General features: G+C 62.6%; 13 protein-coding genes. 7 read left to right on the top strand and 6 right to left on the bottom strand.

Annotated elements, in window-relative coordinates:
• Positions 1-33: 33 nt before the first annotated feature.
• The 3 genes from PVV54_RS17780 to PVV54_RS17790 all read right to left on the bottom strand — a co-directional run bounded on the left by PVV54_RS17780 (position 34) and on the right by PVV54_RS17790 (position 1,932).
• Complete coding sequence (locus tag PVV54_RS17780) at positions 34-342, bottom strand: transcriptional regulator (protein WP_274906518.1); 309 nt, start codon at positions 340-342, stop codon at positions 34-36.
• Positions 343-413: 71 nt separating this feature from the next.
• Positions 414-653 carry a glutaredoxin family protein gene (locus PVV54_RS17785; RefSeq protein WP_274906519.1) on the bottom strand — a complete coding sequence of 80 codons (240 nt, stop codon included), beginning with the start codon at positions 651-653 and terminating at the stop codon, positions 414-416.
• A 70-nt stretch (positions 654-723) separates the two neighbouring features.
• Positions 724-1,932, bottom strand: coding sequence for an ammonium transporter (locus tag PVV54_RS17790; RefSeq protein ID WP_274906520.1), 1,209 nt, complete (start codon positions 1,930-1,932; stop codon positions 724-726).
• Between the two features lie 278 nt (positions 1,933-2,210).
• Here PVV54_RS17790 and PVV54_RS17795 point away from each other — a divergent pair, with 278 nt between their 5' ends.
• From PVV54_RS17795 to PVV54_RS17820, 6 genes are all read left to right on the top strand, one after another.
• The gene (locus PVV54_RS17795) at positions 2,211-2,525 is read left to right on the top strand and encodes a DUF883 family protein (protein WP_274906521.1); all 315 of its coding nucleotides are present in this window, start codon (positions 2,211-2,213) and stop codon (positions 2,523-2,525) included.
• Positions 2,526-2,534: 9 nt separating this feature from the next.
• On the top strand, positions 2,535-2,909 hold the full coding sequence (locus PVV54_RS17800; RefSeq protein WP_274906522.1) for a phage holin family protein: 375 nt from the start codon (positions 2,535-2,537) through the stop codon (positions 2,907-2,909).
• Positions 2,906-3,235, top strand: a complete 330-nt coding sequence (locus PVV54_RS17805) for a hypothetical protein (protein WP_274906523.1) — start codon at positions 2,906-2,908, stop codon at positions 3,233-3,235. Before PVV54_RS17800 ends, PVV54_RS17805 begins: the two co-directional genes overlap by 4 nt.
• Before the next feature lie 77 nt (positions 3,236-3,312).
• Positions 3,313-4,644, top strand: a complete 1,332-nt coding sequence (locus PVV54_RS17810; RefSeq protein WP_274906524.1) for a deoxyguanosinetriphosphate triphosphohydrolase — start codon at positions 3,313-3,315, stop codon at positions 4,642-4,644.
• Positions 4,645-4,915: 271 nt separating this feature from the next.
• On the top strand, positions 4,916-5,536 hold the full coding sequence (locus PVV54_RS17815) for a response regulator transcription factor (RefSeq protein WP_274906525.1): 621 nt from the start codon (positions 4,916-4,918) through the stop codon (positions 5,534-5,536).
• 8 nt (positions 5,537-5,544) lie between these two features.
• On the top strand, positions 5,545-9,150 hold the full coding sequence (locus PVV54_RS17820) for an ATP-binding protein (protein WP_274906526.1): 3,606 nt from the start codon (positions 5,545-5,547) through the stop codon (positions 9,148-9,150).
• Between the two features lie 38 nt (positions 9,151-9,188).
• On the opposite strand, the gene PVV54_RS17825 is transcribed toward PVV54_RS17820, so the two are convergent.
• Positions 9,189-9,533, bottom strand: coding sequence for a YggL family protein (locus PVV54_RS17825; protein ID WP_274906527.1), 345 nt, complete (start codon positions 9,531-9,533; stop codon positions 9,189-9,191).
• Positions 9,534-9,720: 187 nt separating this feature from the next.
• On the opposite strand from PVV54_RS17825, the gene dacB reads away from it, so the two are divergent.
• Entirely contained in the window at positions 9,721-11,175 is a 1,455-nt protein-coding gene (dacB, locus tag PVV54_RS17830; protein WP_274906528.1) for a D-alanyl-D-alanine carboxypeptidase/D-alanyl-D-alanine endopeptidase, read from the top strand.
• Between the two features lie 161 nt (positions 11,176-11,336).
• Here the strand turns inward: dacB and PVV54_RS17835 are convergent, their stop codons facing one another.
• Positions 11,337-13,730, bottom strand: coding sequence for a sensor domain-containing diguanylate cyclase (locus PVV54_RS17835; RefSeq protein WP_274906529.1), 2,394 nt, complete (start codon positions 13,728-13,730; stop codon positions 11,337-11,339).
• Between the two features lie 93 nt (positions 13,731-13,823).
• On the bottom strand, positions 13,824-16,016 hold the full coding sequence (gene rlmKL, locus PVV54_RS17840) for a bifunctional 23S rRNA (guanine(2069)-N(7))-methyltransferase RlmK/23S rRNA (guanine(2445)-N(2))-methyltransferase RlmL (RefSeq protein ID WP_274906530.1): 2,193 nt from the start codon (positions 16,014-16,016) through the stop codon (positions 13,824-13,826).
• Positions 16,017-16,276: the final 260 nt, after the last annotated feature.

The raw sequence follows: 16,276 nt of genomic DNA on the forward strand, positions 1-16,276 counted from the left end.
TCGTAACGGTGATGGCCGGGTATTATCCGTGCCTCAGCCTGCCTGGTCCATGGCCTCGCTACGCTCCTTCAGCCAGCGCAGTACCTGCACGGGCTCCCAGCGCCCCGGGTCGTAAAGTGCATAGAGCAAACCTTGATAACCCACTACATCCAGGCCACGGTGATAGCCGGCACGCTGGAACAAGGCCTCGATCTCGGCAAAACAGGTATTGAAGTGGACCTTGCCGAACGGCGTACGGTCGTCGGTGACAAGGCCCTCCAGGCGCAGTTCCAGCACGGCGTCACACACCCGCTCCACCGGCATGCGGTTGACGCTGTACTTGAGTTGCTCGACATTGAGCATAGGGGCACCTCGATACTGTATTTATATACAGCATACGAAGGCGTACCCCTCTGCGTCAATGCACAAAAGCCTCACGGCCGGAGAAACGCCACCACTTGTTCCGCGTCGAATGGCCACAACAACTCTGCAGCTGTGTCGCACCGGCGAAGCACCGGGATGATCAACCCGTAACGCTCGGCCAATGTCTCGTTGTCTGCGATATCAACCAGCTCGACCAGCAGGCCTTGGTCGACAAAAGGCATCAGTACACCTTCGGCCACTTCACAGAGGTGACACCCGACAGTACCGAACAGTTGGCATTCAGGCAGCATGGGGCAGGCTCGATTGGCAACGGAAGACCCTATTCTAGGCCCGCCCTGCCCCCTCTGCACCTGACCTGGCTCAATCCTGGCTGGTGGCGCCGATGCGGTGCAGCGACAGGTCTGCGCCCTGGAACTCCTGCTCATGGCTCAAGCGCAGGCCATGCACCGCGCGGATAGCGCCATACACGGCAAAGCCACCGACCAGGGCCACTGCCACACCGGCCAGGCTGCCGATCAACTGGCTGGCCAAGCTAACCCCACCCATGCCACCCAGCGCCACCTGGCCAAAAATACCGCAGGCAATACCACCCCATACCCCACACAGGCCATGCAGCGGCCACACACCCAGCACGTCATCGATCTTCCAGCGGTTTTGCGCGGCCGTGAAGCTCCACACAAACAGCACGCCCGCCACCAAGCCGGTGGCCAATGCGCCGACCGGGTGCATCACATCGGAGCCTGCGCACACCGCCACCAGCCCGGCCAACGGGCCGTTGTGCAAGAAGCCCGGGTCGTTGCGCCCGGCCACCAGCGCCGCCAGCGTACCGCCGACCATGGCCAGCAACGAGTTGATCGCCACCAGGCCGCTAACGCCTTGCAAGGTCTGCGCGCTCATCACGTTGAAGCCGAACCAGCCGATGATCAGAATCCACGAACCCAACGCCAGAAACGGAATGCTCGACGGCGCGAATGCCACCAGCCGCCCGTCACGGTAACGCCCGCGCCGCGCGCCCAGCAGCAGCACCGCCGCCAACGCCAGCCAGCCGCCCATGGCATGCACCACCACGGAGCCGGCAAAGTCATGGAATGGCGCGCCGAAGCGGGCTTGCAACCAAGCCTGAACACCCAGGTTGCCGTTCCACACCACGCCCTCAAAGAAGGGGTAAATAAAGGCCACGATCAACGCCGTGGCGCACAACTGCGGCGCAAAGCGGGCGCGCTCGGCGATGCCACCGGAGATGATGGCCGGGATGGCCGCCGCGAAGGTAAGCAGAAAGAAGCACTTCACCAGCGCGTAGCCATGGTCGCTGGCCAGCGCTGACGCTGGGTGAAGAAAGCTCACCCCGTAGGCAATCCAGTAGCCGATAAAGAAATAAACCAATGCCGAGACCGCGAAATCGCTGAGGATTTTCGACAGGGCGTTAACCTGGTTCTTGTGCCGCACCGTACCAACTTCGAGAAACGCGAAACCGGCGTGCATGGCCAGCACCAGAATGGCGCCCATGAGAATGAACAGGGTATTGGAACCATGGACCAGGGAGTCCATCGCGCTGTGCATGTTTTCCATTGAAAGGCAGACCTGCAGAAAAAGGCACCAGGACAGTTCAAGAACCTGCATCCCTGCACCAAATCGGTGCCAGCCCCTGCGCGTGGTTCAGCGAACCAGGTGGGGCCTGCGCGGTTTTTTCTTGGGTTTGTCGTGGATTGCGTTAAGGTTTATCGGTATCCACCAGGGTCTGTGCCCTGATTGAGCCAACCTCGTTAGCAAAGCCCGTACCAGCACCGGCAGTGAACCTTCCGAACGGCGGGCAACTCGAATGACCTACACACCACAGGGAGAGCACCATGGCCAGCAAATCGGCAAAGACTGCACAAGAGATACTGATGGCTGACTTTCAGGCCTTGGTCCGTGACACGGAAAAACTGCTGGCCGACACCGCCAACCTGGCCGGGGACCAGGCCGATGAACTGCGCGGGCAGATCCACGAGCGGCTGACCCAGGCCCGCGAAACCCTGCAACTGACCCAGGAGTCCGTGCGCGAACGTGGCCAGGCGGCGTTGGGCAGTGCCGAACAATACGTGCAGGAAAACCCTTGGCAAGCCATTGGCATCGCCGCCGGTGTCGGCCTGCTGATCGGCCTGCTGGCCAATCGGCGCTAAGGAGCCCCCATGGAGAATGACGCCAATGGCAGCAGTGCCTCGGGCAAGCGCCTCGGCGCTGCCCTGCTGGGGCTGCTGCACAGTCACATCGAACTGTTCGGCATCGAGTTGCAGGAGCAGAAGGCGCGCACGCTGAGCCTGCTCCTGTTCGCTGGCCTGGCACTGGTGTTCGCACTGCTATTGCTCACCGCGCTGTCTGGGCTGCTGCTGGTACTGCTCTGGGACAGCTACCGCCTGGCAGGCATCATCGGCCTTTGCGTGTTCTACGGTATTGCCGCGCTGTACTGTGCGCTGCGCCTTAAAGCCGCTGTGTTCGACGAGTCATCGCCGTTTGGCGCCACCCTCGAAGAACTGGCCAAAGACCGGGAGCGCCTGTTGCCATGAGCTTGCCTGAACTGCCAAACACCCGTAACCCACGGGAACTGCGCAAGGCGCTGCTGCGCCTGCGCCTTGAAATGCACCGCCAGGAAATCCGCCACGAGTCAGGGCAACTGCTGGAGCCATTGCAGCGCCTGCGTGGCATGGGCGGCTCGCTGCATCAGGGCCTGGGCATCAAGCATGCGCCGCTGTGGGGCATCGGTGCCGTGGTGGCGCTGGGCTTTCTCACCGGCAAAGGCGTACGTAGCGGTAACCTGAGCCGCCTGGTCCGCCTGGGTAGCAGCCTGTTGCCCTTGGTGCGCCTGTACCTGCAAAACGGCCGGCGCTCCTGAGCGCCGGCGGTTTACCCTCTTGCGCGGCCTGCCAGCACACCCGAAGCTATGCCCATCGACCGACAGGAGATCCCTCCTTGGACTGGCACACCCTGCTCACCCGCGAACGCCTGGGCAAAGCCCTGTACAGCGCTGAAGAACTGGGGCGCAGCCCCTTTCACAAGGACCACGACCGCATCATCTTCTCGGGCGCTTTCCGCCGCCTGGGCCGCAAGACCCAAGTGCACCCCGTTACCAGCAACGACCATATCCACACCCGCCTGACCCACTCGCTCGAAGTCAGCTGCGTAGGCCGCTCACTCGGCATGCGCGTGGGGGAAACCCTGCGCGACAACCTGCCCGACTGGTGCGAGCCCAGCGACCTGGGCATGATCGTGCAGTCCGCCTGCCTGGCGCACGACATCGGCAACCCGCCCTTCGGCCATTCCGGTGAAGATGCCATCCGCCACTGGTTCCAGCAGGCGGCCGGGCGCGGTTGGCTGGATGACATGAGCGACGACGAGCGTGGAGACTTTCTCAACTTCGAAGGCAACGCCCAGGGCTTTCGCGTGCTCACCCAGCTGGAATACCACCAATTCGATGGCGGCACCCGGCTGACCTACGCCACCCTCGGCACCTACCTGAAGTACCCCTGGACAGCGCGGCACGCGGATGCGCTGGGTTACAAGAAACACAAGTTCGGCTGCTACCAGAGCGAATTGCCGCTGCTTGAGCAGATTGCGCGCAAACTCGGCCTGCCGCTGCTGGAAACCCAGCGCTGGGCGCGCCACCCGCTGGTGTACCTGATGGAGGCGGCGGATGACATTTGCTACGCGCTGATCGACCTTGAAGACGGCCTGGAGATGGAGCTGCTGCACTACAGCGAAGTCGAGGCCTTGCTGCTGGACCTGGTCGGCGATGACCTGCCCGAGACCTACCGCCAGCTCGGCCCGAACGACTCCCGTCGGCGCAAACTGGCCATCTTGCGCGGCAAGGCCATCGAACACCTGACCAACGCCGCCGCCCGCGCCTTCGTCGAACAGCAGCCCGCGCTGCTGGCCGGGCTGCTTCATGGCGACCTGGTCGAACACATGCACGGGCCAGCCAAACGGTGTGTGCTGCAAGCCAAGGACATGGCGCGCAACAAGATCTTCCAGGACAAGCGCAAGACCCTGCACGAGATTGGCGCCTACACCACCCTGGAAATCCTGCTGAACACCTTCTGCGGCGCAGCCCTCGAGCAGCACGGCGGGCGCAGCCCCTCGTTCAAGAGCCGTCGGGTACTCGACCTGATCGGCAACAATGCGCCATCCCCCGAGGACTCGCTGCATACCGCCTTCCTGCGCATGATCGACTTCATCGCCGGCATGACCGACAGCTATGCCAGTGAAATGGCCCGGGAGATGACCGGGCGCTCCAGCCCCGCCTGAAGCGACATGGCGCCGCTGATCAAAGCGGCGCCATTTATTGAAAGAAGTTTCCTACAAAGTTGTTTAATCAATAAACACATCTTCAAATCACCTTCTTTCCCTGTAAGAAATTTTAAATTTCTGAATAATTTCCTTACACTTCGTAGCTAAACCGCGTTTCTTTTGTAGTCCATTTCCCATAAAGCCTTTAGTGCCCTTCTTCACGTCCCGAACGCCTTCCAACTGGGTTAAGGTGAGCCTGCCTTCGTCATTCACCCCAGGGGAATTCAATATGCATTCTGTATTTATTGTCGATGACCACCCGGTCATCCGCCTGGCCGTTCGCATGCTGCTTGAAAACCAGAACTATAAAGTCGTAGGCGAATCGGACAATGGCGTCGATGCCATGCAGATGATTCGTGAGACCAATCCCGACCTGGTAATCCTCGACATCAGCATCCCCATGCTGGATGGCCTGGAAGTCTTGTCACGCTTCCAGGCCATGGACCTGCCGCTGAAGATCCTGGTGCTCACCGCACAGTCCCCGGCACTGTTCGCCGTACGCTGCATGCACTCGGGGGCGGCCGGTTATGTTTGCAAACAAGAAGACCTCGGCGAATTGCTCAGCGCCATAAAAGCAGTGCTTGCCGGGTATAACTACTTCCCAAGCCAGGCCATCCACGGCGACCATGAAACAGCTGACCACGACCTGCGGTTATTCCGCCAGGTCAATGACCGTGAACTGATGGTATTGCAACTGTTTGCCCAAGGCCGAAGCAACAAGGAGATTGCCGTTGGCATGTTTCTGAGCAACAAAACCGTCAGTACCTACAAAAAACGACTGATGCAAAAGCTGCAAGTCGACACCTTGGTTGATCTTATTGAGATGGCCAAGCGCAACGCCTTGGTCTGAGGTTATCAATGGCACGATTTACCGCCAGTTTGCTCCTCATACTGCTTCTGGTTGCCGGCGCGTCGCAGGCAGGGCCGCTGGAGTCACCCGCCTATACCCTGCACGCCCGCTCAACGGCGATGCCGGTACAGCCGCGCCCGACCGGGCAACAGCAGCTATGGCTCAAGGGGCGTGAGCACCTGACACTGGGGACTTCGGCGCCAGACTATCCGCCATTCGACATCACCAGTGGCGGGCGCGATTACCAGGGCCTCACCGCAGAGTTCGCCAGCCTGATCGGCAAGGCCCTGGGCTTGCCGATCAAGGTAATGCGATACCCCGACCGGCAAGCCGCTGTACGCGCACTCAAACGCGGCGAAATCGACCTGCTGGGCAGCGCCAACGGTTACGAGGCGGCCACCGATGGCCTGATCCTGTCGCACCCCTATGCCATCGACCAACCCGTGCTGGTCACCCGTGAGGACGAAAATCGGGCACTGGACCTGGGCCTGGACGGCATGCGCCTGGGCATGCTTTATCACTACCTGCCCAAACACGAACTGCGTGCGGCCTACCCGAAGGCCGAGCTACTGGCCTTCGGTTCTTCTGCCCAGGCGCTCAATGCCGTGGCGTTCGGGCAAGCGGACGTGTTTATCGGCGATACCCTGTCGACGCATTACCAGCTCAACCGCGGCCACTTGCCACGCCTGCGCATGGCCAGCTTCGGCAAACACGAAAACGTGGGCTTCGGCTTTGCCATGCGGGCTGCGGATACCCACCTGCGCGACCTGGTCAACGCCACCCTCGACCTCCAGCCAAATGCCGTGCGCGCCAGCATATCCAAGCGCTGGAGCGCGGGTGGCGACCTTCTGTTGACAGACCGCAAGCTGCAATTGACTCCGGCTGAGGAGCAATGGCTGCGCAACCACCCCGTCATGCAGGTGGCCGTGGATGAAACTGCGGCACCACTGTCCTACTTCGATGGCAATGGCCATTTTCGAGGCATCACGGCTGACTTGCTGGAACTGATCCGGCTGCGCACCGGCCTGCGGTTTGAAGTGCAACGGGCCAGCGGCATCGCAGACATGGTGGCCCGGCTGGAAGACGGGCGCGTCAGCCTGGTTGCCGCCCTGGCCATCAATGGCATGGACGCGCAACCCCTGCAATTGAGCCGCCCCTTCCTGGAAAGTGCGCATGTGCTGGTCACGCGCACGGAGGACGAGGCCTACTCGTCGCTGGAGGCATTGCGTGGGCGCCGTATCGCGGTCACTCGCTACAGCGCAATGGCCGACCTGCTGGCCAGGCGCTACCCGCAAACTGGCTGGATCGAAACCGAAAGCCCGTATTACTCCATGGCTCTGCTCGGCAGCGGTGCAGTCGACGCGGTAATCACCACCTTGATCGACGCCAACCACGCGCTGGCTGGCAACACCAACCTGATCATCCGCAGCACGGTAGGCAGCGAACCGGCCAGCTTCGCCATGGCAACTGCCCGTCAGGACACCGCACTGGCCTCGATCATCGACAAGGCGCTGCTGAGCATTTCACCCGAGGAACTGGGCGTGATCAACAGCCGCTGGCGTGGCTACAACCCGCATGACGACAGCGGCTGGAAGGATGTGCGCCGGTTGGTGCTGCAGGTACTGCTGGGCACTGGCCTGCTGCTGATCCTGGCGCTGATCTGGAACGCCCGCCTGCGGCGCCAGATCAAGCAGCGCCAACGCGCTGAACGTGCGCTGAGCGACCAGCTGGAGTTCATGGGCGCGCTGCTCAATGGCACACCGCACCCCATGTATGTGCGTGACCGCGAAGGTTGCCTGCAGAGCTGCAACCAAAGTTACCTTGAGGCGGTCGAGGCGAGCCTGGACGCCGTGCAGGGCAAACGCCTGGAAGAAAGCCTGTTTGCCAGTGCCGAATACACCCGCCAGATTCATGCCGACTACCTGCAGGTGATGGCCGCCGGCGTGCCGCTCATCATAGACCGCCCATTGCGCCTGAAAGGTCGCGAGATCACCATCTACCACTGGATCCTGCCGTATCGCGATTCGCTGGGCGAGGTGCAGGGCATCATTGGTGGCTGGATCGACATCAGCGAACGCCGCAAGCTGGTGCAGGAGCTGCGCGAGGCCAAACAGCTGGCCGATGATGCCAACCGCGCCAAGAGCACCTTCCTGGCCACCATCAGCCATGAGATTCGCACGCCGATGAACGCCGTGATCGGTATGCTGGAGCTGGCAGTCAGACGCGCGCGCCACGGCCACATGGATTGCACATCACTGGAAGTCGCACACCACTCGGCCAAGGATTTGCTGGGGCTGATTGGCGATATTCTGGACATCGTGCGCATCGAATCCGGGCACTTGACCCTCTCCCCGGAACCCGTCGATGTGGCCGCGCTCGTCGAATCGGTCGGCCGTATCTTCGACGGCCAGGCACGGCAAAAGGGCCTTGCACTGGAAATTGTCATCTGCCCCGAGGCGCGCTGCCATGCCCTGCTCGACCCGCTGCGCTTCAAGCAAGTGGTGTCCAACCTGATCAGCAATGCCATCAAGTTCACCGAGCAGGGCCAGGTGAGCATCAGCCTGAGCCTGCGCGATGAAGGCCCATGCACGCCGCCCAGCCTGGAGATGGAGGTGCGTGACAGCGGCATCGGCATCAGCGACTCAGACCTGCAGCGCCTGTTCAACCCGTTTGTGCAGGCCAACCCGCACAGCCAGGGGGCACGTGCCGGCACCGGGCTTGGCCTGGCAATCTGCCGCAACCTGTGCGAAATGATGGGGGGCAACCTCAGCATCAAGAGCTTGCCGGATTTTGGCACCCAAGTGCGCCTGTTGATGCCGCTTCAGCGCGTAGCGGCAGCACTCGCGCCCGCAGAGGATGCCGAAGAGCTGGATACACCACACCCGGGGTTGAAAGTACTGGTAGTCGACGATCACCCTGCCAACCTGCTGCTGATGGCGCAACAGCTGAGCTACCTGGGGCTGCGCCAGTGCAGCGCCAGCAACGGCCAGGAGGGGCTGGCCATGTGGCGCACCGGGCACTTCGACGTCGTGGTTCTCGACTGCAACATGCCACACATGAACGGCTACCAGTTTGCCACCCTGGTACGTGCCGAGGAGCGGCAAGCAGGCCGGGCCCGCTGCGTGATCCTGGGGTACACCGCCAATGCTCAGCCGGAAGTACGGCAAAAGTGCCTCAGTGTGGGCATGGACGACTGCCTGCTCAAACCCATTACCCTGAGCACACTCAGCCAACGCCTTACGGGCATCCTGCCCAGTGCAGGGCAATGCCATGAAAGTCATTCGTTGTACAACCTGGATGGTTTGGGCTGCATCGTGGGTAACGACGCGGCAGATCGGGCCCGCTTGCTCACCGCCCTGCACCAGAGCCTGCAGGAGGATCTGGCCGAACTCATGCGCCTGGCACCGGACAATCAGGCGGGTGCCATCCGCGAGCAGGCGCACAAAATTCTGAGCGCGGCGCGCATGTTGAACGCAACCCGGCTGATTTCGGCGTGTGAGGCACTGGAGGATGCTGCATTGCCCGTGTCACATATCAGGCAGCAACGCCAGATACTGGCGCGGCATATGCGCAGAATGGAAAAAGCCCTGGCCAGAGAACTGGCCAGGGCTTGATGAAGCGGGGCCCGGTCGGGCGCCCGCTCAATGACTCATCAGGAAGCCGGGTTGATCGGCTTTTCCGGGTACCAGGCGTCCAGCAGCGGGCTGACTTCGATGTTGGTCAGTTCGTTGCGGCCTTTGAGCCAGGCTTCAACAGTGGCGCGCTGCTCTTCGCTGACCGAGCCACGCTTGGCCGAGCAAACCAGACCAAAGTCATCACCGCCAACGTAGTCCAGGCCATTGGCATCCATGGCTTCTGCCAGGAAAGCGTCGAGGAAGGCGTCGATGGCTTCGTCAGACAGGTCTTCCTTGAAACCCAGGTTCAGTTCAAAACCCAGCTCCTGGAACTCATCCACGCACAGTTTTTTGCGCAGACGACGGGAACGGTTGGTAGCCATGGAACAATCCTCTTAATAAATTACGCGCGGCACTTTACCAGTTTCCACGTGACAACGGCGCTTTTCCGTCGAACGTAACCCACCGCTGCAGCGCTTGGGGCATAATGCGCACTATTCTTCGTGCTGGGGCGACCATTTCTTACAGCCCCAATGTCCTTTTCCCTCGTCAGCAGGGTATTTATCACACATGATCAAAGCGCTTCGACCCCTCATTCTCGCGGGCCTGCTCCTGCCAGTCGCATTGCCAAGCCAGGCCGCCGCCGTCAACACGTCATTGCCACCCAAGGTGCAGCAGGCCCTGAAGGCCAACAAATTGCAGGACACTGCGCTGTCGCTGGTAATGCTGCCATTGAATGGCCCTGGCACTCCTACCGTGTTCAACGCCGATGTCTCCGTTAACCCGGCCTCGACCATGAAACTGGTCACCACCTACGCAGCCCTTGAACTGCTCGGGCCAACCTTCCAGTGGAAGACTGAGTTCTATACCGATGGCACCCTGAGCAATGGCGTGCTCAACGGTAACCTGTACCTCAAGGGCGGCGGCGACCCCAAGCTGAACATGGAGAAGCTGTGGCTGCTGATGCGTGACCTGCGTGCCAATGGCGTGCGCACCATCACCGGTGACCTGGTGCTGGACCGCAGCCACTTCGTGCAGCCCAACCTGCCGCAGTTCGACGATGACGGTGGCGACGTCAACAAGCCCTTCCTGGTCAAGCCCGACTCCCTGCTGGTCAACCTCAAGGCCCTGCGATTTGTCGCCCGCAACGATGGGGGCAAGGTGACCATCGCCGTCGAGCCGCCAATTGCCAGCATCCGCATCGACAACCAGGTGAAAGCGGTGGCATCCAAGCAGTGCAGTGGTGATGTGCGCTACAACCCGGTGCCGCAGCCTGACGGCATCAGCGTGGTCGTGAGCGGCCAGTTGGGCGACGGCTGCAACTCGCAAACCTACCTGTCGCTGCTAGACCACCCGACCTACGCCGCCGGTGCCGTGCGGGCCATCTGGAACGAGCTGGGCGGCAGCATCCAGGGCCGCGACCGCATCGAAAACGTACCCAAAAGTGCACGCCTGTTGGCACGGGCCTTCTCGCCAGACCTGGTGGAAGTCATCCGCGATATCAACAAGTACAGCAACAACACGATGGCCCAGCAGCTGTTCCTGAGCCTGGGTGCGCAGTTCCGCACCGATGCCGACGGCGATGATGCCCGCGCCGCCCAGCGCGTGGTGCGCCAGTGGCTGGCCAAGAAAGGCATCACGGCACCGCACCTGGTGATGGAGAATGGTTCGGGCCTGTCCCGCGCCGAGCGGGTGAGCACCCGTGAGATGGCCGCAATGCTGCAAGCTGCCTGGAACAGCCCTTACGCTGCCGAGTACATCAGCTCGATGCCGCTGGTGGGCATGGACGGCACCATGCGCAAGCGCCTCAAGCGCACCGCCATGAGCGGTGAAGGGCACATCAAGACGGGCACCCTGAACACCGTGCGCGCCATTGCCGGCTTCAGCCGTGACAGCAACGGCAACACCTGGGCGGTGGCGGCGATCCTCAACGACCCGAAACCGTGGGGGGCCTCGCAGGTGCTGGACCAGGTGCTGCTGGACCTGTATCGCCAGCCGAAGCTGGCGGCGACTGGTTCGCCTTGAGGCGTTCGTTGCCTGTTGGATCGAGCGCCGCCCAAGCGGCGCATCGCGGCTGAAGCCGCTCCTACACGCCATGGTTGCCTGCCCTGGCGCACTCCTGTAGGAGCGAATTTATTCGCGATGCGCCGCGCGAGCGGCGCTCGATTTCACAGGCAGCGAACACCTCAAACCAGTTCACCCTCAACCCGATCCCGCCCTGCCTGTTTGGCTGCGTACACCCCGGCATCCGCGCGTAACAACAACGCATCCGCCCCCTCCCCCGCACGCCAGCCCGCCACGCCAAAGCTCGCGGTCACCTTGCCCACCCCCTCCACCGGCACACCGCGCACCCCTTGCCACAGCTCCATGGCCAAAAGCCGCGCCTGCTCTGCATTACTGCCCGGGCACAGCACCATGAACTCCTCGCCGCCCAGCCGGCAGAACACGTCGCTGCGCCGCAAGCGGTTGCCGATGCGCTGGCACAAGCTGCGCAATACATGGTCACCCACCGCATGGCCAAACTGGTCATTGATGCGTTTGAAGTGGTCGATATCGAGCATGATCACCGCCAAGTCCTGGTCATCACGCTGGGCCCGCTCGAGTTCCGCCTTGAGGCGCTCCTGGAAGTAACGGCGGTTGTGGATGCCGGTCAGGGCATCGGTCACCGACAGGGTGCGCAGGTCTTCCTCCACTCCCTTCAAGTCGGAAATATCGGTCAAATAGCCATGCCACAGCGTGCAGCCGCCCTCACCTACCTCTGGCGTCGCTTCGCCGCGGATCCATCGCAAACCTGCACTCGGCAGGCACACACGGTATTCATCACGCCAGGGTGCGAGGTGCTCGGCCGAATAGCGGATTGAGCGGCGCACACGGTCCAGATCATCGGGGTGGATACGTTCGAATACCGCCGTGGCGTCCTCGCGCAGCAGCGACAATTCCACCTCGTAAATGTCGAACAACCCTTCGCTGGCATACGGGAAACACGAACGCCCATCCACATCCAGGCGGAACTGGTAGATCCCGCCCGGCACCTCGGCACTGAGCTTTTCCAGCAAACGGTCACGCGCCGCCAGCGCTTCGTGTACCCGCCTGCGCTCGGTGACATCGATGCAGATTGCCAGGTACCCAACCCACAGGCCTTGCTCGTCGAGCACGGCAGTGACCAGCATGTTGGCCAGCAATTGGCTGCCATCTTTGCGTACCAGGGTCCATTCGCCAGGCTCGGCGCCGTTTTCCTGAATGGTGTCGGCGAACATCGCCTGGCCACCGGCAATGTGCCTGCCATAGCGCACGCTCAGGGCATGGGCGCGCTGGCTGAGTTCTTCAGGCAACACCAGGTCTTCGAGCTGCAGATGGCCGATCGCTTCATCGGCGGTGTAGCCCAACAGGCGCTCGGCGCCAGCATTGAACGTGCTGACCACGCCCTTCAGGCTGGTGGCGATGATCGCCACCTGAGTGGCTGCATCCAGCACGCTGCGCAACTGGTTGTGGGTGTCGCGCAACGACTGCTCGCTCACCTGCAGCTCCCGCGTGCGTTGCTCTACCAGCGCCAAGGCACGTTGCCGTTGGCTGAACAGGCTGTACAACAGCGCGCTGAGCAACAGGCTCAACGAGGCGCCCAACAGGCCTACGGCCATGGCCGCCGAAGAGCGGTTGGCCTGCAGGAACGCCTGGCTCGGGCGGATATCCACCTGATAATGATGGTCAGCCAGGTGCAGCAGTTGAGTGCTGAGCAAGGGCAACGGGGCCGCTCGATTCAGCGAGTCGAACAGGACTTCGGCGCCGTCACGCCCACTGGGATCGACCACGCGCACCATCAGGTTGTCGTCGGCAGCGGCCGGTAACCCTTCGGTGATCAGCTGGCGCAGGTTCAGCAGAGCCATCACGTAGCCCGCCGGGCCGTCAGCCGGGCGCGCATCGGCAAAAACAGGCGCAACCATCAACAGGCCACGGCTGAAGTCGGGTGTCACACTGATCATGTCCAGCGGCTCGGATACCGCCATGCTGCCGGGTTGTACCGCGCGTGCCAACGCCTGTTCACGGGCCGGCTGGCTGCGCAGATCCAGCCCGAAGGGCTGGCCTTGCAACTGAGTAGCCTGGGTGTAAAGCACCGGGAAGTAGTGGTCCCGAGCTGGCGCCGGGTGCCAGTTGCCCTGCCCATCCTGGTCGCGAATCGTGTACTCGCGCCCCAACCAGGCACTGGCCTGGCGCTCGAATTCCCGGCGTTGCGCCGCCTCTACCCGTGGCGCCCAGGAGTAAGCCTGGGTGCGGTGCAGCAGGGGCCGTGCATAACCGTCGAATTCACGCGGGGTGATTTCGGTGGAAAAGCTGAAGAAGCGCCGCAAGCCATCGAGGCGCTGCTCCTGGTCGTCAAAGCGCTCGGCAATCCGGCTGAAGCGCTCGCTGGCCAGCAGCTCGAAGCGCTGGCGCAACTGTTGTTTGTAAAATGCCTGGGTGGCCAACGCCAAGGCAGCCGACAGGAGCACGCCGGCGACCAACGTCACCAACGCCACCGCCCAGGCCGCCATTGCCTCGCTGCACAGGCCCAGCACCTTCGCTCGCACGCCCCACTTCGACATAGACCAATCTCATCACGTCAGCGTCCTGCGAATTTCTGGCCCTGTGCTGATTTATAGCTATTGGCCACCAGCTGTGCAATGTAGCTCGTCGAATCAGCGCAACTGAAGGCGCCAGGCGCGGTGAATGCGGTTGTTGCGGGCGAAGTCCGGGTCCAGGGTCTGGGCGCTGATTTCTTCCACCGCGTACCGCGTCGCCAGGTGCTCGTCGAGCTGGAACTTGCGGAAGTTGTTGGAGAAATACAGCACACCACCGGGCGCCAGGCGTGCCATGGCCAGGTCCAGCAATTGCACGTGGTCACGCTGCACGTCGAACACGCCCTCCATGCGCTTGGAGTTGGAGAAGGTCGGCGGGTCGATGAAGATCAGGTCGTAACTGTCACGGTTGCCTTCCAGCCAGGCCATCACGTCGCCCTGCTCCAGGCGGTTGCGCTCGGAGAACCCGTTGAGCGACAGGTTGCGCCGCGCCCAGTCAAGGTAGGTTTTCGACAGGTCGACGCTGGTGGTGCTGCGCGCGCCGCCCTTGGCCGCGTGCACGGTGGCCGTGGCGGTGTAGCAGAACAGGTTGAGGAAGCGCTTGCCCTCGGCCTCGCGCTGGATGCGCATGCGCATCGGGCGGTGGTCCAGGAACAGGCCGGTGTCGAGGTAGTCGGTGAGGTTCACCAGCAACTTCACGCCGCCTTCGGTGACCTCCTGGAAGCGACCCTCCGTGGCCTGGCGCTCATACTGGCGGGTGCCGCTCTGCCGCTCGCGGCGCTTGAGCACCACACGCTGTGGGTCGATGGCCAGTGCCCGGGGGATGGCCGCCAACGCGTCAAGCAAGCGGGCCTGGGCCTTTTCCGGGTCGATCGAGCGCGGTGGGGCATATTCCTGCACATGCACCCAATCCTGATACAGGTCGACCGCCAGGGCGTACTCCGGCATGTCGGCATCGTAAAGGCGGTAGCAACCAATCTGCTCACGGCGCGCCCACTTGCCCAGTTGCTTGAGGTTTTTCTGCAGGCGGTTGGCGAACATCTGTGCGCCTTCCGACAGCCGCGCAGGCTGCGCAGGCACGCTGGCCTGACTGCGTAGCTCGCCGTCATTGGCCTGGGCGTCACGGCGCTCACCGGTGACGAACTGGTCAGGCTGCACTTTGAACAACAGCAGCTTGCACGGCAGTGCGCCGTTCCAGAAGGCGTATTGCTTGTGGCTGCGAATGCCCATGCGCTTGCCCAGCTCGGGTGCGCCGGTGAACACCGCGGCCTCCCAACCCATGCAGGCCTGGCGCAGGCGTTCGCCAAGGTTCTGATAGAGGTAAAGCAGGCTGGCTTCGTCACCCAGGCGCTCGCCGTAAGGCGGGTTGCTGATGACAAGGCCTTTCTGGTTTTGATCCGGGCGCGGCTCGAAGCTGGCAACCTCGCCCTGGTAGATCTTCACCCAGTCACCCAACCCGGCGCGCTCGACGTTATTGCGGCCCGGCTGGATCAGCCGCGGGTCGGCTTCGTAACCACGGATCCACAGTGGTGGCTTGGCCAAACCTGCCTGGGCGCGGGCCTGGGCTTCGTCATGGACCTTGCGCCAGGTGGCCGGGACATGGCCCAGCCAGGCACTGAAGCCCCAGCGTTCGCGCTTGAGGTTGGGGGCGATGTCGGCGGCAATCATGGCTGCTTCCACCAGGAACGTACCCACACCGCACATCGGGTCGGCCAGGGCGCCGCCTTCGGCAGCAATGCGCGGCCAGCCCGAGCGAATCAGCACCGCCGCAGCGAGGTTTTCCTTCAGGGGCGCGGCGCCTTGCTGCAGGCGGTATCCGCGCTGGTGCAGGCTGTGGCCAGACAGGTCGAGGGACAAAATCGCCTCGCCACGGTCCAGGCGCAGGTGCACCCGCACATCCGGGTCAACCTTCTCCACCGACGGGCGCTGGCCTTCACGGTTGCGCAATTTGTCGACGATCGCGTCCTTGACCTTGAGGGCACCGAAATGGGTGTTGTCGATGCCCGAGCCGTGGCCGCTGAACTCCACGGCCAGCGTGCCATCGGCGGCCAGGTGGTCGGCCCAGTCGACCGCGTGCACGCCGTCGTACAGGTCGTCGGCGTTTTTCATGCCGAAGCGCTTGAGCACCAACAGCACGCGGTTGGCCAGCCTCGACCACAGGCACAGGCGGTAGGCGGTTTCCATGTCGGCGGTGCCGCGGATGGCCGATGTGTGCTCGCGCACTTCATCAAGGCCGAGGCCACGTGCCTCTTCGGCAAGCAGGCCTTCCAGGCCTTTGGGGCAAGTGAGGTAAAGTTCGAAACGGTCCGACATGAGTATTCCAGCGCCTTTGGCTATTTGATTGACGAGGCGACGCATCGCCCGCCGATGTTTGCCCGCAGGCCCTTCCAGCAAGCCTGCGAGTGACCCTGCCTTGCACGTCAAAGGTGCAACACATGGGCCGGGCCGCCTGACCGATCGCGGCAAAAACAGCTTAGATCATCAGGCAGTTCGTAAAATTCTGGCGATTCAGTGGCCAATGTGACCCTTCGTCGCATTTCAAAATAATTCTGTCATCCGCCAGCCACGCTGGC

It is taken from the genome of Pseudomonas sp. PSKL.D1 (genome assembly GCF_028898945.1).
GTDB lineage: Bacteria > Pseudomonadota > Gammaproteobacteria > Pseudomonadales > Pseudomonadaceae > Aquipseudomonas.